We start from the raw sequence: 23,991 nt of genomic DNA, 5'->3' as shown, positions 1-23,991 counted from the left end.
CATGCGTCGTAACCTGGTCATCATGAGCGAGTGCCCACACACAGCGGAACTGCCGCGCCCCGAGCCCGAACCGCGGGAGGAGACGTGTCCCGAATGCCTCTCGGCCGGGAGCCATCCCGTCCAGTTGCGGCTCTGTCTCGTCTGCGGGCAGGTCGGATGCTGCGAGTCCTCGCCATACCAACACGCCACACAGCATTTCAAGGACACGGGCCACGCGGTCATGCGGAGCTTCGAACCGGGCGAGCGCTGGCGCTGGTGCTTTGTGGACGGTTCGATCGTCTGAGGCGTGGGTACGTCAAACCTTCGCCGCTTCCGCGCAATTGGCCATGGCAGACCTCTAGCCACTTTCCGTACCCATATGCTTACCATGAGTAACGGACGCCGGGCGGGGGTCCCGGCGACAGGGGACCATGGATCGCGATAGCGTCGCCAGTCCAGACCGGATACGTACCGACTACGTACCGCAAGGCTCCGGACGCACCCCGTCCCGGAGCCCTGAAGAGCTTGTGCCACCTTGGAGGTGAGGGTGTCCCAGATCGCAGGCGAGCCCGGGACCCAGGACTTCGTGGAAGTCCGGCTGCCCGCTGCGGGTGCCTATCTGTCCGTGCTGCGTACGGCTACGGCCGGCCTCGCGGCGCGCTTGGACTTCACTCTCGACGAGATCGAGGACCTGCGCATCGCGGTTGACGAGGCCTGCGCGATCCTGCTCCAGCAGGCCGTACCGGGCTCCGTTCTGAGCTGCGTCTTCCGCCTCATCGAGGACTCGCTCGAAGTGACCGTCTCGGCCCCCACCACCGACGGGCGCGCGCCGGAGCGCGACACCTTCGCCTGGACGGTGCTCTCGGCGCTGGCCGGCAAGGTCGAGTCGACCGTCGCGGAGGACCGTACGGTCACCATCAGCCTCTACAAACAGCGCGGCGCGGGACCCGGGCCGGCGTGAGGAACGGGGACGGTCCGGTGCGTGACGAGGGGCGCATCCCAGGGGAGCCGCAGGGAGGGCACGAAGCTCCGGCGGGCATCCCCGGACAGCAGGCCCGTCCCCACCCGGAGGACGGGCTTGACGGCCAGACGGCCGCGGCGGAGCAGGCGCAGGCAGAGCGGGCGGCCACTATGAGCGAGCAACACCACGATCCACATGACCGCAGCGGGGCGCGGGCGATGTTCATCGAGCTGCGCAAGCTGCCTGACGGCTCGTCCGAACGCGCGGACCTCCGCAATCAGCTCGTGCGGATGCATCTGCCGCTGGTCGAGCATCTCGCCAGACGGTTCCGTAACCGCGGCGAGCCGCTGGACGATCTGACCCAGGTCGCGACCATCGGCCTGATCAAGTCGGTGGACCGGTTCGACCCGGAGCGCGGGGTGGAGTTCTCGACCTACGCGACACCGACGGTCGTGGGCGAGATCAAGCGGCATTTCCGGGACAAGGGCTGGGCGGTGCGGGTGCCGCGCAGGCTCCAGGAGCTGCGTCTGTCGCTGACGACGGCCACCGCCGAACTCTCCCAGCAGCACGGCCGTTCGCCCACGGTCCATGAGCTGGCCGAGCGGCTGGGCATCTCGGAGGAAGAGGTCCTGGAGGGGCTGGAGTCCGCCAACGCGTACTCCACGCTGTCGCTGGACGTCCCGGACACGGACGACGAGTCCCCGGCGGTCGCGGACACGCTGGGCTCGGAGGACGAGGCGCTGGAGGGCGTCGAGTACCGGGAGTCCCTCAAGCCGCTGCTGGAGGATCTGCCGCCGCGAGAGAAGCGGATCCTGCTGCTCCGGTTCTTCGGCAATATGACGCAGTCTCAGATCGCGCAGGAGGTCGGCATCTCCCAGATGCACGTCTCGCGCCTGCTGGCCCGCACGCTGGCGCAGCTACGCGAGCGGCTGCTGGTGGAGGAGTAGAGGAGCTCGCGGCCGGCCGTACGGATCCGGCGCCCGAGCGTCACAGGTCCTGACCGGTCCGAGTTCCGACCGGTCCAGGACTCACTTGCCCGGGCGGTCCTCGCGGGACGGACGGCCTTCGCGCGCCGGGCGGTCCTCGCCGGCCCGGCCGCGCGCGTTCAGGGCTTCGGTGGTCGCCGGGTTGACCAGCAGGACCAGGCCCGTCACGGTCACCGCCGCGAGCGCGATGCCCACCGGGATCAGCCCGGCCGAGGACTGGAGCAGCGTCCAGGCGACCGGCAGCGCCATGATCTGGGTGATCAGCGCGGGGCCGCGGCTCCAGCTCCGGCGCAGCAGCAGACCACGGGCGGCCAGCAGCGGGATGACACCGAGCGCGATCAGCGTGAGACCGCCCATCTCCGCCTGCTGCGGGCTGTCGGGCCGCCCGAGCAGCCCCATCACCAGCAGATACACGCCGCCGGCGATCAGCGCCAGGGCGTCCAGCCCACAGACGGCGGCCGCCGCGGTCAGGCGCGGCGGGCGCGGGGTCGGTGCGGGTGCTGTCTGCTCGCTGCTGCTCACCCCTGCAGGGTAGCCGCCGCGCCCGGGCGGGTGACGGCGCCCGGGAGCGGGAGAGATCCGGAGGCCCGCCCGCGAAGACTCCGTGACTCTCCGTACCGCGGAACATACCGCACGGTATGCCGCATCGTACCGGGGGCGACCCGCCGGTCCTCGGCCGGTAATCTGCTGGGCATGCGCGCACTCCTCGTGGTCAATCCGGCAGCAACCACCACCAGTGCCCGCACCCGCGACGTTCTCATCCACGCGCTGGCCAGCGAGATGAAGCTGGAGGTGGTGACGACGGAGTACCGCGGGCACGCGCGGGACCTGGGCCGGCGGGCCGCCGATTCCGACGACATCGAGCTGGTCGTCGCCCTCGGCGGCGACGGCACGGTCAATGAGGTCGTGAACGGTCTGCTGCACAAGGGTCCCGATCCCGACCGGCTGCCGCGCCTCGCGGTCGTGCCCGGCGGCTCGACCAATGTCTTCGCGCGCGCGCTCGGTCTGCCCAACGACGCGGTGGAGGCGACCGGCGCGATTCTCGACGCGCTGGCCCAGCGGAGCGAACGTACGGTCGGTCTGGGACTGGCGGGCGGAACTCCCGGCACGGACGACGAGTCGGTGCCCTCCCGCTGGTTCACCTTCTGCGCGGGCTTCGGCTTCGACGCGGGAGTGGTGGGCCGGGTCGAACAACAACGGGAGCGCGGGAAGCGGTCGACGCACGCCCTCTATGTGCGCCAGGTGGTACGCCAGTTCCTTCAGGAGCCGCACCGCCGACACGGGATGATCACTCTGGACCGCCCCGGAGAGGACCCGGTCAAGGATCTGGTGCTGTCCATAGTCTGCAACACCTCCCCGTGGTCCTACCTGGGCAATCGGCCGCTCTACGCGTCCCCGAGGGCCTCCTTCGACACGGCTCTCGATGTGCTCGGACTGACCAATTTGTCCACTTCGGCGGTTGCGCGTTACGCGACCCAATTGCTCACTTCGACCCCGGATCGGGGCCCTCATGGACGGCACGCGGCGTCTCTCCATGATCTGACGGACTTCACCTTGCATTCCAAGGCGCCCCTCCCCTTCCAGATGGACGGCGACCATCTCGGAGTGCGCACGAGCGTGACGTTCACAGGCGTACGCCGTGCACTGCGTGTGATTGTGTGAGTGGAAGGGCCCAAAGTCCTTTCACTCGAACGTTTAGCCTGGCATCCACCCCATGGAAGTACGGCTGTGACCTAGTCGACACCGAGGAATCAAAAAAAACTTTCCGGAAGGGGTTGTATCCGCCGCCGAGGTTTGCGAATCTCTACATGGCGATCGGGACGGCCCGCAGCATCGGCCTCTCTGAGAACCAGAACCCCTCCTCAAACCTAGGACCACACCAGTCCGTCTGGTGGTCGGCCCTTCCCTTGTCGAGGGATTCGTGAAAGCGTTCACATTCACAAGCAATCTGCACGTAATACCAAGAGAGGTAGCAGCCATGGACTGGCGTCACAACGCCGTTTGCCGCGAGGAAGACCCCGAGCTGTTCTTCCCCATCGGCAACACCGGTCCTGCGCTGCTGCAGATCGAGGAAGCCAAGGCCGTCTGCCGTCGCTGCCCCGTCATGGAGCAGTGTCTGCAGTGGGCGCTTGAGTCCGGTCAGGACTCGGGCGTCTGGGGTGGCCTCAGCGAGGACGAGCGCCGTGCTATGAAGCGCCGCGCCGCTCGTAACCGGGCGCGTAACGCGACCGCCTGAAGCCCCCTGCCACGAGCCTGAGCCCGGCGGAGCGTACAGCGTGTACGCATAGCCCCGCCCCCGAACCGCAGCGCGCAGTACCCCCGATGCGCATCGCAAAGTGAGCTTCGAACCGAGCCCCGGACCGTATGTACGGTCCGGGGCTCGTTGCTGTGCTTCGGACCGTGAAGTCCTTACTTGAGCGGCTCCACCGGAATGTCGAGCAGCACCCGGGTGCCGCGCACCGGAGCGGCCACCATGTCGAAGCCGCCGCCCAACTCCCCTTCCACCAGGGTCCGTACGATCTGCAGCCCCAGGTTTCCGGCCCGTCGCGGATCGAATCCCTCGGGCAGACCGCACCCGTCGTCCTGAATGGTGATCAGCAGGCGGGCGTCCGAGCGCGTGCCTTCTCCTCGCTTCACCGTGGAGCCCGCGCTGCGGACCGCCGAGAGCTCGACCCGGCCCTGTTCTCCCGGCGCGAAGGCGTGCTCCAGCGCGTTCTGGATGATCTCCGCGAGCACCATCGAGAGCGGAGTGGCCACTTCGGCGTCGAGAATGCCGAACCGCCCGGTGCGCCGGCAGCTCACCGTGCCCGGCGAGATCTCGGAGACCATGGACAGCACCCGGTCGGCGATCTCGTCGAAATCGACACGCTCATCCAGATTCTGCGAGAGCGTCTCATGCACGATCGCGATGGAACCGACCCGCCGCACCGCCTCGTTCAGAGCGTCCCGGCCCTGTGGAGAATCCATCCGCCGGGCCTGCAGCCGCAGCAGCGCCGCGACCGTCTGGAGATTGTTCTTCACCCGGTGGTGGATTTCCCGGATGGTGGCGTCCTTGGTAATCAACTCGCGCTCGCGGCGGCGGAGTTCCGTGACATCTCGGAGCAAGACCAGAGAACCGATCCGGGTGCCTTTCGGCTTCAGCGGAATGGCGCGCAGTTGAATGACTCCGCCACTGCCCTCGACCTCGGTCTCACGTGGCGCGTATCCGCTGGCCAGTTTGATCATCGCCTCGTCCACCGGGCCCCGGGCCGGAGCCAGTTCATCGGTGGTCTTGCCGAGATGATGCCCGACCAGGTCGGACGCGAGTCCCAGCCGGTGGTACGCGGAGAGGGCGTTGGGACTCGCGTACTGGACGACACCGTCGGCGTCGAGCCGGATCAGTCCGTCGCCGACCCGCGGCGAGGCGTCCATGTCGACCTGTTGGCCGGGAAACGGAAAAGAGCCCGCGGCGATCATCTGTGCCAGGTCGGAGGCGGACTGGAGATAGGTCAGCTCCAGCCGGCTGGGCGTACGGACGGTGAGCAGATTGGTGTTGCGCGCGATGACACCGAGGACCCGGCCCTCGCGGCGCACCGGAATGGACTCGACCCGTACCGGCACCTCCTCGCGCCACTCCGGGTCGCCCTCGCGGACGATCCGCCCCTCGTCGAGCGCGGCGTCGAGCAGTGGCCGCCGGCCTCGCGGCACGAGATGGCCGACCATGTCGTCCTGGTAGGAGGTCGGTCCGGTGTTCGGACGCATCTGGGCGACGGACACATAGCGCGTGCCGTCCCGGGTGGGGACCCAGAGGACCAGATCGGCGAAGGAGAGGTCGGAGAGCAGCTGCCACTCCGAGACCAGCAGATGGAGCCACTCAAGGTCGGATTCACTGAGGGCGGTGTGCTGGCGGACGAGGTCGTTCATGGAGGGCACACAGGCGAGCGTACCCGCGGTATGAACCAGGACGAACGGTGGTCTGTCCAGGAGCGGACGGTGGGAAATATGCTCCGCGTACGCATGGACAGGGCCGAATGGTCTAGTCCACAATGACAAGGTAAAGCCTCCTCCCTCCCCGCACAGGAGGGCGGAACGAGGTACCCGGCGCTCTCTGCCCTGACCGCGCCGGACCTCCCACACGGCCTGGCGGGACCGCACACCCGCCGGCCGTAGCAACTCCGGGCTGCGGTGCCGGACGGGCTGAGGGTCCCGTCGCGGCGCCGCGGCCCGCGGGTGTTTCCGGGCCCGGCGGCGCTCCGGGCAGAATTCCTGGATGAGCGGCGCGGGCCACAGGGTCCGCCGAGGTCGGCCGTCCGCGGTCCTTTCCGTCTTCTCCCGGGACGATCCGGCCGCTCTGCTAGATTGGTCTATACCACAAAAGACTCATCATCAGATCGGCAGGCCCAGCGTGGAAGTTGTCATCGTCCAGGACGCCGCGGCAGGCGGCGAGCTCATCGCGGACAGCATCGCCGGCCTGCTGCGCCGCAAGCGCGACGCGCTGCTCGGCGTCGCCACGGGATCGTCCCCGCTGCCCATCTACCAGGCGCTGACGGCCAAGGTCCGGGCCGGTGACGTGGACGCCTCGGCCGCCCGGATCGCGCAGCTCGACGAGTATGTGGGCCTGCCGGCCGGCCACCCGGAGTCGTACCGCTCGGTCGTGCTCCGCGAGGTCGTCGAGCCGCTGGGACTGAGCGAGAGCTCCTTCATGGGCCCGGACGGCAGCGCCGAGGACGTCCAGGCGGCGTGCGAGGCGTACGACCGCGCGCTCGCCGAGGCCGGCGGAGTCGACCTCCAGTTGCTCGGCATCGGTACGGACGGCCACATCGGCTTCAACGAGCCGTGCTCCTCGCTCGCCTCCCGCACCCGGATCAAGACGCTGACGCGGCAGACCCGGGAGGACAACGCGCGGTTCTTCGACAGCCTCGACGAGGTGCCGCACCACGTCATCACCCAGGGCATCGGGACCATCCTGGAGGCCCGCCATCTTGTGCTGCTCGCCACCGGCGAGGGCAAGGCGGAGGCCGTGGCGCAGGCCGTCGAAGGACCGGTGGCCGCGCTGGTGCCCGCCTCGGCGCTGCAGCTCCATCCGCACGCCACCGTCGTCGTCGACGAGGCGGCCGCGTCCAAGCTGAAGCTCGCGGACTACTTCCGCGACACCTACGCCTCCAAGCCGGACTGGCAGGGCATCTAGGCCCTGTCTGACACATCCCGCCCTCCGGGCGGACTGCGCTATGTGTCAGACACGGCCTAGCCCGCGCGCCGGCCTCCACCAGCGGATATGACGGTGCCGGACCGCCCTTACGGGTGGCCCGGCACCGTCCTGTCCGTCCCGGCCGGGATCCTGTCACCGGCCCGGACTCAGTCCCTGCGGCCGGCGATGACCTCGGCCGCCGCGCGCCCGCACACCCGTGCGGCGCCATAGGTCGCGATGTGCAGGGCTCCTCGCGGCTCCGCCTCGTTCACGCCCATTTCCACCACGACCGTCTCCGGCCGGACGGCGAGCAGCGCGTCCAGCGCGTCGGCCATCCAGGAGTGCCGGTGGAGATCGCGTACGACGGCGACGACCGTGCGTCCGCCCGCCGCCGCGATCACCTTCCCGACCAGGTCGGAGGTGTCCGTTCCGGCGATTCCGGCGCCGTTGTACGAGCCGGTCTCCGTGCCGGGAAGGAGCCGCTCCAGCTCCGCCGCCACGCCCCACGGTGTCTCGTCTCCGACGGCGATATTGGCGACCGGAGTGAAGGCGGCGACATAGGGCGCGTCCTGGAGCGGCCCGGCCTCGCCGGTCACCCGCAGCGCGCGACGGGCCGCGACCAGGCCGATCGCGGTGCCGGGCGCGGTCCCCTCCTGTGAAGCCGCGCCCGGCACCGAAGCCCCCCTGGCCCGAAGCGTCCAGTCGGCGAGGCCGCGCACCCGCGCGGCCGCGTCGGCCAGTCGCTCCTCGGGCAGTTCGCCGTCCCGTACCGCCGCCACCAGTGCGTCGCGCAGCCGCAGTACGGTCTCCTCGTCCGCCAGGCCGCCGCCGACACAGATGGCGTCGGCGCCCGCGGCGATCGCGAGGACGGAGCCACGCTCGATTCCGTACGTCGAGGCGATGGCCTGCATCTCCATGCCATCGGTGACGATCAGGCCCTCGAAGCCGAGCTCTTCGCGCAGCAGTCCGGTGAGAATCTGCGGGCTGAGAGTCGCCGGGCGGTTCGGGTCGAGCGCGGGGAGCAGGATATGCGCGCTCATCACGGATTTGGAACCCGCCGCGATCGCCGCTCGGAAAGGCAGCAGGTCACGGGCGTGCACTGTGTCCAAGTCCACGTCGATACGGGGCATGGAGAGATGCGAGTCCACGGCGGTGTCGCCATGGCCGGGGAAGTGCTTGGTGCAGGCGGCGACGCCGGCGCTCTGCAGCCCCTCGACATAGGCGGCGGTGTGCCGGGCCACCAGCGCCGGGTCGGCGCCGAAGGACCGCACGCCGATAACCGGATTGTCCCGGTTGGAATTGACATCGGCGGACGGAGCCCAGTTGAGGTTGACTCCGCACTCCGCGAGCCGCCGGCCGAGCTCTCTGGCGACGGCGCGGGTGAGGTCCAGGTCGTCGACCTCTCCCAGCGCGTAGTTGCCCGGGAAGGAGGAGCCGTGCCGTACCTCCAGGCGGGTGACGTCGCCGCCTTCCTCGTCGATCGCGACAAGGAGATCGCCGCGCTCGGCCCGCAGTCGCTCGGTGAGCGCGGCGAGCTGCTCGGGCGAGTCGATGTTGCGGCCGAACAGGCCGACGGAGGAGAGGCCCTCGCCGATGCGGCGCAGCAGCCAGTCCGGGGCGGTGGTGCCGAGGAAGCCGGGCTGGAGGACCGCGAGCGCGTCGCGGGTGAGGGTGTCCGTGCTGGTTACGAGCGTGGTCATCGGCGGTCCTAACCCTTCACCGCGCCGGCCGTCAGACCCGCGGCCATTTTGCGCTGGACGAGGAGGAACAGAATCACGATGGGGACGGCCATCATCGTGGAGCCGGCCATCATCGGAGCGAACTCGGTCCCGTGCTTGGTCGAGAAGTTGGAGAGCCAGACGGTCGCGGTCTGGTTCTGCTGGCTCATCAGCATCAGCGCGTAGAGGTACTCGTTCCACGCCTGGATGAAGCCGTACACAGAGGTGGCGACCATGCCCGGAGCGAGCAGCGGGAAAACCACCCGGATGAAGGCGCTGGTGCGGCTGCAGCCGTCGACCATCGCCGCTTCCTCCAGTTCCTTCGGGATGTTGACGATGAAGCCGCGGAGGGTCCACACGGTGAAGGGCAGGATGAAGGTCAGATAGGTGATGACCAGGCCCGACAGCTTGTCGTACTGACCGAGGTCGTTCAGCAGTAGGAAGACCGGGATGATCATGGCTACCAGCGGGACCATCTGGACCGCGAGGATGCCGACGATCACGATCTTCCGGCCGCGGAAGGCGAACCGGGAGATGGCGAGCGCGGCCAGCAGGCCAACCGCGATGCCGATGACCACCACGACGGACGAGACGAGCAGCGAGCGGCCGACCGGGCCCCAGAAGTCGGCGATGTCCAGCGCCCGGCGGAAGTTCTCCAGAGTGAACGTCCGTGGGAAGAAGCGCGGATTCGGGTCGATCGCGTCTCTGGCCGGTTTGAACGCCGTGTTGAGCATCCAGTAGACGGGAAAGCCGACGACGACGAAGACGAGCAGGCCGATCAGGTTCCAGCCGAGCTTGCTCTTCTTGGGGCGGCTGCGGACGGCGGTGGCGGCGGGAGCCGCGGTCGTCGTGGTCACTCCACCTCTCCGATCTTGAGCATCTGGCGCATATAGACCGCGATCACGCCCAGCAGGAGGAGCACCGTGATCAGTGCGATCGCGGAGCCCTGGGAGTAGTCGTTGACCACGAAGGCCTTGTCGTACGAGTACGTGGTGAGGAGCTGGAACTCGGCCTCCGGATGGCCGTTGCGCATCACGAACACCTGCGGGAAGACGCCCATGTCCCAGATCACCGAGAGGGTCGCCAGCATCACGATGATGGGCTTGAGGATCGGCATGGTGACATGGCGGAAGACTCCCCCGGCTCCGGCGCCGTCGAGGCGGGCCGCCTCTTCGAGTTCCTTGGGGACCTGAGTGAGACCGGCGGTGAGCGTGATGGCGACGAACGGGACAGCGCCCCAGACCACCAGCAGCATGATCACGGCAAGGCCCTGCGGGCCGCTCGCGAACCAGTTGTGGCCGATCAGATCGACTCCGGGAATTCTGCTGAGCACCCAGTTGAGGACGCCGTAGTCCGAGTCGAACATCCACTTGAAGATGGTGATGGCGACCAGGACCGGCATGCCCCAGCTCGCCACCAGGGCTATGTTGATCAGCGTCTTCACCCAGCCGGAGACCCGCTGCTGGAGAAGGGCGATCAGCATGCCGAGCACCATGGTGAGGACGACGGCGCCGGCGGCGAAGACGACCGTACGGACGACGACCGCCCAGAACTCGCCGTCGCCGAGGACATTGGTGAAGTTGTCCAGGCCCACGGACTCCGCGGGCTGGAAGCCCCAGAGCTGAGGCTGTCCGAACTTCTGGAACGACAGGGTGACCAGCCGCACCAGCGGATAGCCGAGCACCAGGGCGAGGACGGCCAGACAGGGAGCCAGCAGCAGCCAGGGCACCGAACCCCCGCCCGCGCCGGGCTTCTTGGCCGGTCTGCCCGGGCCACCCGGTCCCGCGCCCGATTGTGGATCGCGCCGCGCCGGCGGCACCTTGACGGTGGTTGTCTCTACGGCACTCATCGCGCGCTCCTCAGCGGTCCCTCTCCTGGTGCGGGCCAGGCGGGGCCCCGTCCGGCCGACGGAACCCCGCCATCAGGTCACTTGGTGTTGATGACCTTGTCGATCGCGGCGTCCGCTTCCTTCGCGGCGTCCTCGACCGACTTCTTGCCGGTGGCGATGGACTGCAGCATCGTCTGCAGCACCTGGGCCTTCTCGACCTGACCCCAGCCCGGCGCCATCGGGACGAACCAGCTCGACTCGGCCGCCGTGGCCGGGACCGCCGTCGCCGGGTCGCTCTTCAGGCTGGCGAGGTCGGTCTTGTTGTTCGGCAGGTTGCCCTTGCCGATCAGGCCCTTCTGGCCCTGGCTGCCGGTGAAGGCGTTGATCCACTCGGCCGCCGTGGCCTGCGCCTTGGACTTGACCGGGACAGCGAGGTCGGAACCGCCGAGGAAGACGGGCATGTTGCTGCCCGACGGGCCGGGCATCACGAAGTTCTCCAGGTTGCCCTTGAGCTTGCCCGTCTTGTCGACCTTCGGGTCCTCGGTCGAGGCACCCTCCCAGGCCGCGCCGAAGATCATGCCGGCGTTGCCCTGGCCGTAGACGATGTAACGGTCGGACTCGTCCTTGGTCTTGTCGCCCTTCATGTACTTGTCGAGGACGTTCTTGTAGTCGCCCAGGCCCTTGAGGGACTCGGGAGAGGAGAGGTTGGCCTTGAACGAGCCGCCGTCCTCCTTGGCGATGGAGCCGCCGGCGTCGTACACGAAGGACATGGCCGCGTACCAGTCACGGGACGGCTGGTACCAGGCGCTGAACTTGCCGCCCTTCTTCGCCTGGATCTTGTCGAGCGCGCCGGTGAGCTCGGCGTAGGTCTTCGGGACGGCGGTGACACCGGCGTCCTTGGCCACGTCCTTGCGCCAGTTGGCCACACGGCCACCGGCGTAGTACGGCACACCGTAGGTCTTGCCCTCGTATGTCACCGACGACTTCAGGCCGTCGAGCCAGGCGCCGGAGTTGTCGAACTTGGACGGGTCGATCTCGGCGAAGGCACCCTTCACGGTGTAACCGAGCATCTCGGTGTTGCCCATTTCGACAACGTCGGGAGCCTTGTCCGTCGCGAGGACGGCGTCGAGCTTGGCGTTCTTGTCCGGCCAGCCGTAGTACTCGTGCTTGATCTTGATACCGGGGTGCTTCTTGGCGACCGCGTCGTCAGCGGCCTTCACCAGCTCCGGCCAGTTGTTCTGGGCATCGACCGTCAGCCATACGGTGAGCTCCTTGACGGACTCGGCCTCGGCCGCTCCGCCTTTGTTGTCCTCGGAGCCACACGCCGCGATGCTGACCAACATGCCCGCGACGCCGACCGCCGCGATGAGCTTGCGCTTCACGCCACCCTCCTCAGGGATTCCTGCAACCCCCCGCCCACCGCGAAGACTTACGACGAGTACTGCTGGGGCTGGGACCTGGTCTTTAATGGTTTAGACCAGTACGGGGAGCTTGGCCTAGACCTTTAGGGGTGTCAAGGGTGTATAAGAAGGGCAGTCGTGTCCGTTATCGGACCGACACCTGAGGGAGGGCGACGACCCGTGACCGGACCGTGCCACCATGTGAGCCGCGACAGACGGAGGAGCCGGTGACGGCAGCAGCACAGGAGTCGGGAAGGCAGGCCATGGCCACGGACGGGGGCGGTACGGAGACCGAGGGCGGAGCCACGACCCGCACCGCGCGCGTGCCCAAGTACTACCGGCTGAAGCGGCACTTGCTCGATATGACGGACACTCTGCCGCCCGGCACGCCGGTACCTCCGGAACGTACGCTCGCCGCCGAGTTCGACACCTCGCGCACCACCGTACGCCAGGCGCTCCAGGAGCTGGTCGTCGAAGGCCGGCTGGAACGCATCCAGGGCAAGGGCACCTTCGTCGCCAAGCCCAAGGTCTCCCAGGCCCTCCAACTCACCTCGTACACCGAGGACATGCGGGCCCAGGGTCTCGAACCGACCTCGCAGCTCCTCGACATCGGCTATGTGACGGCGGACGACACACTGGCCGAACTGCTCGACATCACCGCCGGCGGACGCGTGCTGCGCATCGAGCGGCTGCGGCTGGCCAGCGGCGAGCCGATGGCCATCGAGACCACGCATCTGTCGGCGAAACGCTTCCCCGCGCTGCGCCGTTCGCTCGTCAAGTACACCTCCCTCTACACGGCGCTGGCCGAGGTGTACAACGTGCATCTGGCCGAGGCCGAGGAGACCATCGAGACCTCGCTGGCCACACCGCGCGAGGCCGGACTGCTGGGCACGGATGTCGGTCTGCCGATGCTGATGCTCTCGCGGCACTCCCTCGACGCGGCCGGCGAACCGGTGGAGTGGGTCCGTTCGGTGTACCGCGGCGACCGTTACAAGTTCGTGGCGCGGCTGAAGCGTCCGACGCCCTGACAAAGGCGCCGACAGACCGGAAGGAAAGCGGACGGGCCGTCAGGAACCGGGCTCTCGGGCCCGGTTCCTGAGCTGGGCCTCTTATATGGCCGCCGCATACCGTTGCCGTACCGATATACGGACGGGGGGTGACGGTGGGCGAATGCCACCCCTAGATTACCTGCGCATTACAACAGGCGATCAGTGAGGGGACGGAGCCGCCGTATGTCAGAAGTTCCGGAAGAGAAACCGCCCACCGTCACACCCATGCGAGTGGTCATCGGCCTCTGTCTTCTCGCGCCGTTCGTGGCCATGCTCTGGGTGAGTTCGTACGCGAAGGTCGAGCCGACATTCATCGGTATCCCGTTCTTCTACTGGTACCAGATGGCCTGGGTGCTGATCTCGACCACTCTGACCCTGATCGCCTATCAGCTCTGGCAGCGCGACCAGCGCTCGCGCAAGGGAGGTGCGTCGCGATGAACGGCGGCGTGAACGGCGTGGCACTCGCCGTCTTCATCTTCTTCTTCGTGGCCGTCACCGCCATGGGCTTCCTGGCCGCGCGCTGGCGCAAGGCCGAGAACGAACACAGCCTGGACGAATGGGGCCTGGGCGGACGGTCGTTCGGCACCTGGGTCACCTGGTTCCTGCTCGGCGGCGACCTCTATACGGCGTACACCTTCGTCGCCGTTCCCGCCGCGATCTACGCGGCGGGCGCGTCCGGCTTCTTCGCCGTGCCGTACACCATTCTCGTCTACCCGCTGATCTTCACCTTCCTGCCGCGTCTCTGGTCGGTGTCGCACAAGCACGGGTATGTGACCACATCGGACTTCGTACGCGGCCGGTTCGGCTCGAAGGGTCTCTCGCTGGCGGTCGCCGTCACCGGAATCCTCGCCACGATGCCGTACATCGCGCTTCAGCTCGTCGGGATCCAGGCGGTGCTGGACGTGATGGGTGTCGGCGGCGGAGAGGACACCAACTGGTTCATCAAGGACCTGCCGCTGCTGATCGCCTTCGGTGTGCTCGCCGCGTACACCTACTCCTCGGGACTGCGGGCGCCGGCCCTGATCGCGTTCGTGAAGGACACCCTGATCTACATCGTGATCGCGGTGGCCATCATCTACATCCCGATCAAGCTCGGCGGTTTCGACGACATCTTCCAGGCGGCCGGCGACAAGTACACGGCGGCCAAGGCAGGCGGCGTGGTGCCTCCCGCGGCCGGACAGTGGACATACGCCACGCTCGCGCTCGGCTCGGCCCTCGCGCTGTTCATGTATCCGCACTCCATCACGGCCACGCTCTCCAGCCGCAGCCGTGAGGTGATCCGGCGCAACACCACGATCCTGCCGCTGTACTCACTGATGCTGGGCCTGCTGGCCCTGCTCGGATTCATGGCGATCGCCGCCGGGATCAAGGTGGACAACGGCCAGCTCGCCATCCCTCAGCTCTTCGAGACGATGTTCCCGGACTGGTTCGCGGGCGTGGCCTTCGCGGCGATCGGCATCGGCGCGCTGGTGCCGGCCGCCATCATGTCGATCGCGGCGGCGAATCTCTTCACCCGCAATATCTACCGGGACTTCATCAAGCCGGACGCGACACCGGCGCAGGAGACCAAGGTGTCGAAGCTGGTCTCGCTGCTGGTGAAGGTCGGCGCGCTGGTCTTCGTGCTGAGCATGGACAAGACCGTCGCGATCAACTTCCAGCTCCTGGGCGGGATCTGGATCCTCCAGACGATGCCCGCGCTGGTCGGCGGGCTGTTCACCCGCTGGTTCCACCGCTGGGCGCTGCTCGCCGGCTGGGCGGTCGGCATGGTGTACGGCACGGCCGCGGCCTATGGCGTCGCCAGCCCCACCCAGGCGCACTTCGGCGGGTCTTCCAAGGAGATCCCCGGGCTCGGAGAGATCGGCTACATCGGCCTCACGGCGTTTGTGCTCAATGTGGTGACCACGGTCGTGCTGACATTCGTCCTGCGGGCGTTCAAGGCGCCGGAAGGCATCGACGAGACCAGTCCCTCCGACTACACGGCCGACGCCGGAGACCGCGGCGTGCAGGTCGAACTGCCGCCCGCCACGGCGGCCGACCCGGATCCGGTGCACTGACCGGACCCTGCCGACACAGCGCTGTCCGAGACAGCTCTGTCCGACTACAGCTCTGTCCGATACTTGGGGCCTTCGGGCCGGACGGGCCGCCGGAACACCTCCGGCGGCCCGTCCGCCGTTCAGCGCACCCACTCCTTGAGCTGCTCGGTCTCCAGCGTGATCCCCACCGGCTCGGGAAGCGTGACCTGCTTGCCGAACGGAACGGTACGCGCGGACGGATGCGGGTCAGCCCCTCGTGCCGACGACGATAGCGGAGCCGACCGACACCCGACGGTAAGAGCGCCGGGACACAAGATGTGGGGGGTGCTTTCCGAGCAAGGCCCCACATGTATGCTCGTGCTCGCTGTCGACACAGGGGAATCCGGTGCGAATCCGGAACTGTCCCGCAACGGTGTGCTGTGGTGTGCTTTGTCATACCCGCGAGTCCGACCACCTGCCGACGGTGCGTCCGGCTCGACCGAACCGGACGCCGAGACGTCCGGGCCCCGAGGCTGGGCCGGTGGACGCCGCACACGGTGCTGCCCCGAGCGGGTCGTACGGTGGTGCGCGCCTCCGCTTTCCCGCCGACGGCCCAGAGCCGAGCGAGGGAGAGCACCACGTGACCATCGCGCCAGCCGATCCGGCCTCAGGCACCTACGAGATCACCGCGCGGGCGGCCGACGGACCGGGCACCGCACTGCTGCGGACCCTGACGGAGCTGACCGCCGATCTGCCCGACACCGACCCCGGCAGAGTCGCCGCCGCCGCGCTGCGGGGCCGCAACGCCCGGTCGGACGAGGCGGAGCTGCGCGGCCTCGCCACCGAGGCCGCGGCGGGACTGATCTCCGAGGACCCCGCCTACTCCCGCCTCGCCGCCCGGCTGCTGGCCCGCGCCATCGCCGACGAGGCGGCGGGCCAGGGCGCCGTGTCGTTCTCCGCGTCCGTCGCCGTCGGCCATCGCGAGGGCCTGATCGCCGACCGGACCGCCGGTTTCGTGACGCTGAACGCGGCCCGCCTCGACGGGCTGATCGACCCGGCAGCCGACGACCGTTTCGGCTACTTCGGCCTGCGGACGCTCTACAGCCGCTATCTGCTCCGCCACCCGATCACCCGTCAGGTGATCGAGACACCGCAGCACTTCATGCTCCGGGTCGCCTCCGGCCTCGCCGAGGAGGCCGCGCCCGGTTCCGCCGCGGCCGCCCACGCGCTGGACGAGGTCGCCGCGCTCTACGGCCTGATGAGCCGGCTGGACTACCTGCCGTCGTCGCCGACGCTCTTCAACTCCGGCACGCGTCATCCGCAGATGTCCTCCTGCTACCTGCTGGACTCTCCGCTGGACGAGCTGGACTCGATCTACGACCGGTACCACCAGGTGGCCCGGCTCTCGAAGCACGCCGGCGGCATCGGCATCCCGTACTCCCGTGTCCGCTCGCGCGGTTCGCTGATCCGCGGCACCAACGGCCACTCCAACGGCATCGTCCCGTTCCTGCGGACCCTCGACTCCTCGGTCGCCGCCGTCAATCAGGGCGGCCGGCGCAAAGGCGCGGCCTGTGTCTATCTGGAGACCTGGCACGCGGACCTGGAGGAGTTCCTGGAGCTGCGCGACAACACCGGTGAGGAGGCCAGGCGTACGCACAATCTGAATCTCGCGCACTGGATCCCGGACGAGTTCATGCGGCGGGTCGAGGCGGACGGCGACTGGTCGCTGTTCTCGCCCGTCGATGTGCCCGAGCTGGTCGACCTGTGGGGCGACGACTTCGACGCGGCGTACCGGAAGGCCGAGGCGGACGGCCTGGCCCGGAAGACGCTTCCGGCCCGCGAGCTGTACGGCCGGATGATGCGCACCCTCGCTCAGACCGGCAACGGCTGGATGACCTTCAAGGACGCGTCGAACCGTACGGCCAACCAGACCGCCGAGCCCGGCTCGGTCGTGCACTCCTCCAATCTCTGCACGGAGATCCTGGAGGTCACGGACGACGGCGAGACGGCCGTCTGTAATCTCGGCTCGGTCAATCTCGGCGCGTTCGTGCTCTCCTCGGGCGAGCTCGACTGGACGCGGCTGGACGAGACCGTCCGTACCGCCGTGACCTTCCTCGACCGGGTCGTGGACATCAACTTCTATCCGACCGAGCAGGCCGGCCGCTCCAACGCCAAGTGGCGCCCGGTGGGCCTCGGTGTGATGGGCCTCCAGGACGTCTTCTTCAAGAAGCGGCTGCCCTTCGACTCCGCCGAGGCCGCCGCTCTCTCCACCCGGATCGCCGAGCGGATCATGCTCGCCGCGTACGAGGCCTCCTGCGACCTCGCCGAACGCGACGGTCCGCTGCCCGCCTGGTCCCGGACGCGCGCCGCACGCGGCGTACTGCACCCGGACCACTACGACGTGGAGCTGAACTGGCCGGAGCGCTGGGCGGCGCTGCGCGCCCGGGTCGCGACCACCGGGATGCGCAACTCCCTGCTGCTGGCCATCGCGCCGACGGCGACCATCGCCTCGATCGCGGGCGTCTACGAGTGCATCGAGCCGCAGGTCTCCAACCTCTTCAAGCGCGAGACGCTCTCCGGCGAGTTCCTCCAGGTCAACTCCTATCTGGTGACGGAGCTGAAGCGGCTCGGTGTCTGGGACGCGCAGACGCGCGAGGCGCTGCGCGAGTCCAATGGCTCGGTGGCCGGTTTCACCTGGGTCCCGGCGGAGGTCCGTGAGCTGTACCGGACGGCGTGGGAGATCCCGCAGCGCGGACTGATCGACATGGCGGCGGCGCGTACGCCGTTCCTCGACCAGAGCCAGTCGCTGAATCTGTTCCTGGAGACGCCGACCATCGGAAAGCTCAGCTCGATGTACGCGTACGCCTGGAAGAAGGGCCTCAAGACGACGTACTACCTGCGTTCGCGCCCGGCGACCCGGATCGCGCGCGCGGCGGGCGGCGGCGCGGCGGTCACGGCCGCCTCCTCCGGCCCGGCGCCGGCGGCCGTCCCCGCTCAGCAGCCCGGCCCGATGGCGCCCGACGCCGACGCCATCGCCTGCTCCCTGGAAAACCCCGAGTCCTGCGAGGCATGTCAGTGATGAGTTCCGACGACAAGAACACCAAGAACCTGCTCGACCCGGGATTCGAGCTGACGCTGCGGCCAATGCGTTATCCGGACTTCTACGAGCGCTACCGCGACGCGATCAAGAACACCTGGACGGTGGAGGAGGTCGATCTCCACTCGGACGTCGCCGACCTCGCCAAGCTCTCTCCTGGTGAGCAGCACATGATCGGCCGACTGGTCGCGTTCTTCGCGACCGGCGACTCGATCGTGGCGAACAACCTGGTACTGACGCTCTACAAGCACATCAACTCTCCCGAGGCGCGGCTCTATCTGTCCCGCCAGCTCTTCGAGGAGGCCGTACACGTCCAGTTCTATCTGACGCTGCTGGACACCTATCTGCCCGATCCCGAGGACCGCGCGGCGGCCTTCGACGCGGTGGAGAACATCCCGTCGATCCGCGAGAAGGCGCAGTTCTGCTTCCGCTGGATGGACTCGGTCGAGCAGATCGACCGGCTGGAGTCACAGGCGGACCGGCGGCGCTTCCTGCTGAATCTGATCTGCTTCGCGGCCTGTATCGAGGGACTCTTCTTCTACGGCGCCTTCGCGTACGTCTACTGGTTCCGCTCGCGCGGCCTGCTGCACGGCCTGGCCACCGGCACCAACTGGGTCTTCCGCGACGAGACGATGCATATGAACTTCGCCTTCGAGGTCGTCGACACCGTACGCAAGGAGGAGCCGGAGCTGTTCGACGACGCCCTTCAGCAGCAGGTCACGGACATGCTGAAGGAGGCCGTCGAGGCGGAGCTGCAGTTCGGCCGCGATCTGTGCGGCGACGGTCTGCCCGGCATGAACACCGACTCGATGCGCGAGTACCTCCAGTGCGTCGCCGACCAGCGCCTCCAGCGCCTGGGCTTCGCTCCGGTGTACGGCTCGGAGAATCCGTTCTCCTTCATGGAGCTCCAGGGCGTCCAGGAGCTGACGAACTTCTTCGAGCGGCGTCCGTCGGCGTATCAGGTCGCGGTCGAGGGCACGGTCGGCTTCGACGACGACTTCTAGTTTTAGAGCGGACCGGCCCTGGAGATGCCTCGCGACAGGGCGAACCGAACCGGGAAAGGGAAGGGCCGTTGGCACACACGTGCCGGTAGTCTCTCCGGACCGAACCCGAGCGATCTGCGAGCGAACAGTGATCCGAGACCTGTACAACGTCCGGTTGCAGCCCGTGGAAGGCGGTCTCACTCCGCTGACCGAGGAGGAGGAGCAGCGCATGCGCGCTGTGCTGTTCAGCGAACTCGGCAACAAAATCGCCGACCGGGGCTGGGCGCGGTTCCCCGCGTACACGCCGGAGGAGCGCCGCCGACTGATCGATGTCGCGCACCGCCTCAGCACTTACTGGGGTCAGCGGGTATTCGTCGAGGCCGTGGACCAGTGCGCCATGAGGCTCTATCTCCATGGACATGGGGCCCCGTCGGCGGAACCGCTGCCGCCGCACGCGTAGGACGTCGGCGTGATCCTCGTTCGTGGACCACGGCCGGCGATCTGCCGCAGGACATGAGGTGAGGCCGCGGGCCGGGGAGATTTGGCCCGCGGCCTCACCTCATGTCTCGCGGAAATGCGGGACTTCCGGGACGTGCCGGGCCGCGCCGTGGTCGACCTCCGCCCAGACGGTCTTGGTGAACGCGTCACGGACGGTCCAGCCCCAGCGGTCGGCGTAGGCGGCGACAAGCAGCAGTCCCCGGCCGCCCGGCGAGTCGGGCGGCGGCGGAGAGGTGTCACCGGGAGCGGGCGGGAGCCGGTCGGGCCGGGTGTCGATGACCTCGATACGGACGGTGGCGGAGGTGAGGGCCAGCCGCACCTCGAAGTCCCGTCCGGGCGTACGGCCATGGATGAGTACCGGTAGGCCACTGGCGAGGTTTCCGCTGTGCGGTCCTTTTCCAGTGGCCCCCGGCCCGAACCCGCCGTGCACCTTTCGGTGCAGCGGGCTCTCCAGTGACTACTGCGTGCTGTTCACCCGGGTTATGTATGGATGCTTCCGTGACAAGGCGGGCAGACCACGAGGGTTCTCCGTCGCTTCTTGAGCATCAGTCGCACCCATGCGGGCTGTTCTCCTGCGCTTCTCAGCTCTGCAAGAGAGCGAACTTGGTGTACTTGCACTTCAGTTCGACTCTCGCAGAGTTCACACCGTCCGCGTTGGAGCCGGTCGATGAGTTGGCTGCCGCGCGGGCGGCTGCGCGGGGTGAACAAGGTGGACGGGAGGTCGTTGAGGACGGCCGTCCGTTTCCGGGTGAGGGGAATGCCACCGAACCGTGCAGTCAGTGTCTTCCTGCCCTCGCGTTCGATCCTGGCCTCGAAGCACCTGCGTGGTCCTTGGGGTGTCCTGATGGTTGTTTTGTAACGGTTTGCCATCGTGGTCACCCGTGACCGGTGCCGGGCGGCCAGGGTCTTGAGCATGGAGGTCAGCATGACCCCCTTGAGCCGGTCGAGTCTCCAGACGTCGCCGGCCAGCAGGTAGTACTGAACGATGCCCCGGTACTGCGCTCCGTAGATGCCGATGATGTCGAAGGGTGTGCAACTCGTCAGCGGGAGCAGGTGCGTGGGTTTTCCACGGCGGAGAAACGGGGCACATTTGGCCTTGATCACGTCTTTGGGAACGCGGAGTTGGATCTTCCCGTTGATGGAGCGGAGGCCGCGATTGATGCGGCCACCCCGGGAGATCTTTTCATCCGCGTGCTGAACGGTGATCTCGTAGCCGAGGAAGCGGGCCGCCTGGGTGCGGCCGTGGGTGATCAGCGTCTTGTCCTGGTTCAGTTCCAGCTTGAGATCGTCGCGCAGGAACGCGGCCAGGCGCTGTTTGATCGTCTCGGCTTCGGCCTTGGGTCCGGTGAACCCGAGGAGATGGTCGTCCGCGTAGCGGATGTAGCGCAGCCGCCGGTAGCCCGGATCATGTGGATCACCGACCGGATGACGGCGTAACTCCTTTCGCCACTGGCGGACCTGAGCGGACTCGGTGTTCTCCTTCCTGTAGGCGAGCCGCTTCCTGGTGACCCCGATCGCATTCTCCAGCTCTTTGTAAGCCGGGTTCTTACGGCGGGTTTTCCCTCGGGTGTATTCCGGCATGAGAACTTTCTCGACGAATCTGTCCAGCCGGTCCATGTAGATGTTGGACAGGAGTGGGGAAAGCACACCGCCTTGCGGGGATCCCGACAGGGTGGCGTGCCATCTCCAGTCCTCCAGGTATCCAGCCTTCAGCATCTGTCGGATGAGGCGGAGGAACCGGTTGTCGAGGATCCTCTCCGAGAGAATGGCCAGCAGGACATCGTGGTCCAGCGAGCCGAAGCAGTCGGAGATGTCTCCTTCGATGAACCAGGTTGTCCCGGTCCAGTTGTGTGTCACCTCGGACAGTGCCGTGTGACAGCCCCGGCCGGGGCGGAAACCGTGGGAGCGGCCGGAGAAGCGCGGCTCGCAATACGCCTCCATCAGAAGGCGGATCACTTCGCCGACGAGTTTGTCCGACCAGGACGGCAGACCGAGAGGGCGCGTTTTCCCGTTGGATTTCGGAATGTGGACGCGCCGCACCGGGCGGAAGCGGTAACGCTCATGGCGCATGGCTTCGATGATGCGCCCGATCTTGGCTTCGGACATGCCGTCCGCGGTTTCCCCGCAGGCCCCGGGTGTCATCGCGCCGTGGTTGGCGTAGATTCGCCCGTAGGCCAGTAGATACAGGTTCGGGTTGAACAGCTGTCGATACAGTTCATCGCACGGCAGGTTCCGTCTGCCGCGTTCACGCAGGACATCAAGCACCGTTTCGGCGTTCTGCATTACGCATACCTCCCAGCATCGCGATGTCCGATCACCTGGCCCCCTTCGCCCTGCGGACGGTTTTCCCGTCCTCCTTGGCAGGTCGTTACTCCTGCGACTACTACGGGGCCTCCGTCACCTTGGGGCTCACGCCCTTTAGGTGATCCCATGTTCGTCTCTGTTGTACGTATCTAGCGCGACTTAGACGCCCCACTCATCTCCTTGAATTCCCTCACTGGGAATCAGTTCGCGACCCGAAGGGTGTGATGGATACGCAGTTACTCCACCACAGGACGCGGCACCGGTGTCAGGTATGTTTCCGATGGATGCCTTCCCTTTCATCCCTTGGAGATTGGGGTTCAGGCAGTACAGCTTTCGCCATATCGCGCGGGTCCCTCAACGCATCACTTCCATACCTGAACGTGATCGCTGATTTCCTGGCATGCTGCTGTCCCCTTCACCTTTCGGATCCAGGTAAGCCATCAGACCCAGAAACCTCCCTTCAGTTCCTCCCGGTTGAACCGGGGATACAACAGAGCGCCTCATGGCGCACCGGCGTTCGCGGCCAGCTCGGCGACAACGGCGACGATCACGGCGCCGGTGGAAGTGGTGCGCGGGATGCCCCACTCGTCGAGCTGCTGAGCGACGAGCAGCCGGGCGAGGCGGGCACCACGATGGCTGGAACTGAGCCTGATCCGGGACGGCGGAAACAGGAGCGGAAGCGGTGGTGCGGGCGGGAGTTGGACGGACGCGGGGTGGTCGGTGGGGACGGCGAGGACGGTGTGGGAGGGAGTTTCCGACTTCATACGGTGACTTTGTCGTCACGCGGATAGCCTGAACAGGACGGACGTCCGTACCTGTACGAGACGTACGGGACAGGCGCGCACTTGTACGGCTCAGGGCCCGTGACCGGGCCTGAGCGCGACGCGTTGGATCGTGAACTGCTGTCGTACATCGGTACCGCGAGGTGAGGCTATGGGAACCAGCCGTCAGAGAAAACAGCGGACCAAGGACGACGACCGTCCTGCCATCTGGGTCGGCTACGGCAAGCTGGTGCGACTCCACCGGGACCGGGCGGGACTGACGCAGCAGGAACTGGCCGAGGCGGTCGGCTACTCGTCGGAGCAGGTTGCCTCGATCGAGCAAGGGCGACGGCCGGCGAAGTCGGCGTTCACGGAGGCGGCGGAGACCGCACTGAACGCGGGCGGGACGCTGGCGGTATTGCAGGACGACGTGGACCTGGCCAAACTCCCGGCGTTCTTCCAGGACTTCGCCCTGATCGAGACGGAAGCGGTCAGCAGGTACGACTTCGATCCCCTGCTGATTCCTGGGCTCCTCCAGACCGAGGACTACGCACGTGCGCTCTTCTCAGGACACTGCCCGTCGCTCTCCGAGGAGATCATCGAGCAGCACCTCGATGCCAGGCTCAGCAGACAGAAGCTGCTGACACGGACGCCGATGGTGGAGACATGCTTCATCATCGGCGAATCGGCTCTGACCAGCACGGTGGGCGATGCAGAGGTGATGAAGGCGCAGCTTCAACACCTGCTGGCCCAGGGGTCGATGCGCAATGTCGAGATCCAGGTCATGCCGTCGGACTGCGGCTTCCACCCAGGACTGGGCGGACCTATGGTGATTATGGAAACCTTGGAGCACCGCCGGGTGGGCTATATCGAATCCCAGGACGTGGGAGTAGTGATCACCGACGCCCCAAATGTCAGCGCCTTCGGACTGCGCTATGGCAAGCTGCGGACGCAGGCCCTCAACGCCGCGGAGTCTGCACGTCTGATCCGGCGCGTGGCAGGAGAAACATGAGCACTGAGCAGGTTGCAGCCGGGACCGCCCAACTGCACTGGTTCACAAGCAGCTACAGCGGATCGGGCGGCGGCAACTGCGTCGAGGTGGCACTCGCACCACCCACAGTCCACATCCGCGACTCAAAAACCGTACACGGACCCGCACTCCGAGTCTCTCCTGAACGATGGAGCGCATTCGTCTCCTACGCGAGCAAGAAGGGCGCAGCCCCCGCCTGAGCCCCGCCCCCCCCGTAC

General features: G+C 67.4%; 23 protein-coding genes and 1 riboswitch. Of the genes, 14 read left to right on the top strand and 9 right to left on the bottom strand.

The features are described from left to right. The first annotated feature begins 22 nt into the window (after positions 1-22). The 3 genes from PV679_RS15670 to PV679_RS15660 all read left to right on the top strand — a co-directional run bounded on the left by PV679_RS15670 (position 23) and on the right by PV679_RS15660 (position 1,887). Positions 23-283 carry a UBP-type zinc finger domain-containing protein gene (locus PV679_RS15670; RefSeq protein WP_319680840.1) on the top strand — a complete coding sequence of 87 codons (261 nt, stop codon included), beginning with the start codon at positions 23-25 and terminating at the stop codon, positions 281-283. 243 nt (positions 284-526) lie between these two features. After that, positions 527-940: an anti-sigma regulatory factor gene (locus PV679_RS15665; protein ID WP_319680839.1), complete on the top strand. Its 414-nt coding sequence runs from the start codon at positions 527-529 to the stop codon at positions 938-940. Then, entirely contained in the window at positions 829-1,887 is a 1,059-nt protein-coding gene (locus PV679_RS15660) for an RNA polymerase sigma factor SigF (protein ID WP_416069733.1), read from the top strand. Before PV679_RS15665 ends, PV679_RS15660 begins: the two co-directional genes overlap by 112 nt. An 81-nt stretch (positions 1,888-1,968) precedes the next feature. Here the strand turns inward: PV679_RS15660 and PV679_RS15655 are convergent, their stop codons facing one another. Next, positions 1,969-2,448: a hypothetical protein gene (locus tag PV679_RS15655; RefSeq protein WP_319680838.1), complete on the bottom strand. Its 480-nt coding sequence runs from the start codon at positions 2,446-2,448 to the stop codon at positions 1,969-1,971. A gap of 171 nt (positions 2,449-2,619) precedes the next feature. Between PV679_RS15655 and PV679_RS15650 the strand changes: the two genes are divergently transcribed. Then, positions 2,620-3,588 carry a diacylglycerol/lipid kinase family protein gene (locus tag PV679_RS15650; RefSeq protein ID WP_319680837.1) on the top strand — a complete coding sequence of 323 codons (969 nt, stop codon included), beginning with the start codon at positions 2,620-2,622 and terminating at the stop codon, positions 3,586-3,588. A 316-nt stretch (positions 3,589-3,904) separates the two neighbouring features. Next, positions 3,905-4,162 (top strand): WhiB family transcriptional regulator, encoded by a 258-nt coding sequence (locus tag PV679_RS15645; protein ID WP_004937597.1) that lies wholly within the window; start codon positions 3,905-3,907, stop codon positions 4,160-4,162. 173 nt (positions 4,163-4,335) lie between these two features. On the opposite strand, the gene PV679_RS15640 is transcribed toward PV679_RS15645, so the two are convergent. Further along, the gene (locus tag PV679_RS15640; RefSeq protein ID WP_319680956.1) at positions 4,336-5,829 is read right to left on the bottom strand and encodes a PAS domain-containing sensor histidine kinase; all 1,494 of its coding nucleotides are present in this window, start codon (positions 5,827-5,829) and stop codon (positions 4,336-4,338) included. A gap of 481 nt (positions 5,830-6,310) precedes the next feature. Between PV679_RS15640 and nagB the strand changes: the two genes are divergently transcribed. Further along, a complete protein-coding gene (nagB, locus tag PV679_RS15635; RefSeq protein ID WP_319680836.1) occupies positions 6,311-7,093 on the top strand; it encodes a glucosamine-6-phosphate deaminase in 783 nt (260 codons plus the stop codon). 167 nt (positions 7,094-7,260) lie between these two features. On the opposite strand, the gene PV679_RS15630 is transcribed toward nagB, so the two are convergent. The 4 genes from PV679_RS15630 to PV679_RS15615 form a co-directional block, all read right to left on the bottom strand. After that, positions 7,261-8,793, bottom strand: coding sequence for a glycoside hydrolase family 3 protein (locus tag PV679_RS15630; RefSeq protein WP_319680835.1), 1,533 nt, complete (start codon positions 8,791-8,793; stop codon positions 7,261-7,263). Positions 8,794-8,801: 8 nt separating this feature from the next. Beyond that, complete coding sequence (locus PV679_RS15625) at positions 8,802-9,668, bottom strand: carbohydrate ABC transporter permease (RefSeq protein ID WP_319680834.1); 867 nt, start codon at positions 9,666-9,668, stop codon at positions 8,802-8,804. After that, entirely contained in the window at positions 9,665-10,660 is a 996-nt protein-coding gene (locus tag PV679_RS15620; protein WP_319680833.1) for a sugar ABC transporter permease, read from the bottom strand. Before PV679_RS15620 ends, PV679_RS15625 begins: the two co-directional genes overlap by 4 nt. 77 nt (positions 10,661-10,737) lie before the next feature. Next, positions 10,738-12,021 (bottom strand): extracellular solute-binding protein, encoded by a 1,284-nt coding sequence (locus tag PV679_RS15615; RefSeq protein ID WP_319680832.1) that lies wholly within the window; start codon positions 12,019-12,021, stop codon positions 10,738-10,740. A gap of 281 nt (positions 12,022-12,302) precedes the next feature. Here PV679_RS15615 and PV679_RS15610 point away from each other — a divergent pair, with 281 nt between their 5' ends. The 6 genes from PV679_RS15610 (at position 12,303) to PV679_RS15580 (ending at position 19,640) form a co-directional block, all read left to right on the top strand. After that, complete coding sequence (locus PV679_RS15610; RefSeq protein ID WP_319680955.1) at positions 12,303-13,067, top strand: GntR family transcriptional regulator; 765 nt, start codon at positions 12,303-12,305, stop codon at positions 13,065-13,067. A gap of 204 nt (positions 13,068-13,271) precedes the next feature. Continuing rightward, complete coding sequence (locus PV679_RS15605) at positions 13,272-13,526, top strand: DUF3311 domain-containing protein (RefSeq protein WP_319680831.1); 255 nt, start codon at positions 13,272-13,274, stop codon at positions 13,524-13,526. Beyond that, the gene (gene mctP / locus PV679_RS15600) at positions 13,523-15,142 is read left to right on the top strand and encodes a monocarboxylate uptake permease MctP (RefSeq protein WP_319680830.1); all 1,620 of its coding nucleotides are present in this window, start codon (positions 13,523-13,525) and stop codon (positions 15,140-15,142) included. The genes PV679_RS15605 and mctP overlap by 4 nt, the downstream gene beginning before the upstream one ends. A 313-nt stretch (positions 15,143-15,455) precedes the next feature. Beyond that, positions 15,456-15,598: riboswitch (cobalamin riboswitch) on the top strand. A gap of 142 nt (positions 15,599-15,740) precedes the next feature. Further along, the gene (locus PV679_RS15590; RefSeq protein ID WP_319680829.1) at positions 15,741-18,179 is read left to right on the top strand and encodes a ribonucleoside-diphosphate reductase subunit alpha; all 2,439 of its coding nucleotides are present in this window, start codon (positions 15,741-15,743) and stop codon (positions 18,177-18,179) included. Continuing rightward, positions 18,170-19,201 carry a ribonucleotide-diphosphate reductase subunit beta gene (locus tag PV679_RS15585; RefSeq protein WP_416069730.1) on the top strand — a complete coding sequence of 344 codons (1,032 nt, stop codon included), beginning with the start codon at positions 18,170-18,172 and terminating at the stop codon, positions 19,199-19,201. Before PV679_RS15590 ends, PV679_RS15585 begins: the two co-directional genes overlap by 10 nt. Positions 19,202-19,364: 163 nt before the next feature. Beyond that, positions 19,365-19,640 (top strand): hypothetical protein, encoded by a 276-nt coding sequence (locus PV679_RS15580; RefSeq protein ID WP_319680954.1) that lies wholly within the window; start codon positions 19,365-19,367, stop codon positions 19,638-19,640. 99 nt (positions 19,641-19,739) lie between these two features. Here the strand turns inward: PV679_RS15580 and PV679_RS15575 are convergent, their stop codons facing one another. The 3 genes from PV679_RS15575 to PV679_RS15565 all read right to left on the bottom strand — a co-directional run bounded on the left by PV679_RS15575 (position 19,740) and on the right by PV679_RS15565 (position 22,746). Then, complete coding sequence (locus PV679_RS15575; protein ID WP_319680827.1) at positions 19,740-19,997, bottom strand: hypothetical protein; 258 nt, start codon at positions 19,995-19,997, stop codon at positions 19,740-19,742. Positions 19,998-20,158: 161 nt separating this feature from the next. Continuing rightward, on the bottom strand, positions 20,159-21,961 hold the full coding sequence (locus tag PV679_RS15570) for a reverse transcriptase domain-containing protein (protein ID WP_319680826.1): 1,803 nt from the start codon (positions 21,959-21,961) through the stop codon (positions 20,159-20,161). Positions 21,962-22,482: 521 nt separating this feature from the next. Then, positions 22,483-22,746 carry a hypothetical protein gene (locus PV679_RS15565; protein WP_319680825.1) on the bottom strand — a complete coding sequence of 88 codons (264 nt, stop codon included), beginning with the start codon at positions 22,744-22,746 and terminating at the stop codon, positions 22,483-22,485. A 169-nt stretch (positions 22,747-22,915) separates the two neighbouring features. On the opposite strand from PV679_RS15565, the gene PV679_RS15560 reads away from it, so the two are divergent. After that, the gene (locus tag PV679_RS15560) at positions 22,916-23,755 is read left to right on the top strand and encodes a helix-turn-helix transcriptional regulator (RefSeq protein WP_319680824.1); all 840 of its coding nucleotides are present in this window, start codon (positions 22,916-22,918) and stop codon (positions 23,753-23,755) included. Beyond that, positions 23,752-23,973: a DUF397 domain-containing protein gene (locus PV679_RS15555; RefSeq protein ID WP_319680823.1), complete on the top strand. Its 222-nt coding sequence runs from the start codon at positions 23,752-23,754 to the stop codon at positions 23,971-23,973. The genes PV679_RS15560 and PV679_RS15555 overlap by 4 nt, the downstream gene beginning before the upstream one ends. The last annotated feature ends 18 nt before the right edge of the window (positions 23,974-23,991 follow it).

Origin of the sequence: Streptomyces sp. AK02-01A (genome assembly GCF_033795305.1) — a bacterium.
GTDB lineage: Bacteria > Actinomycetota > Actinomycetes > Streptomycetales > Streptomycetaceae > Streptomyces.
The sequence above is the reverse complement of the archived record's forward strand: the minus strand, read 5'-3'. Positions and strand labels throughout refer to the sequence as shown.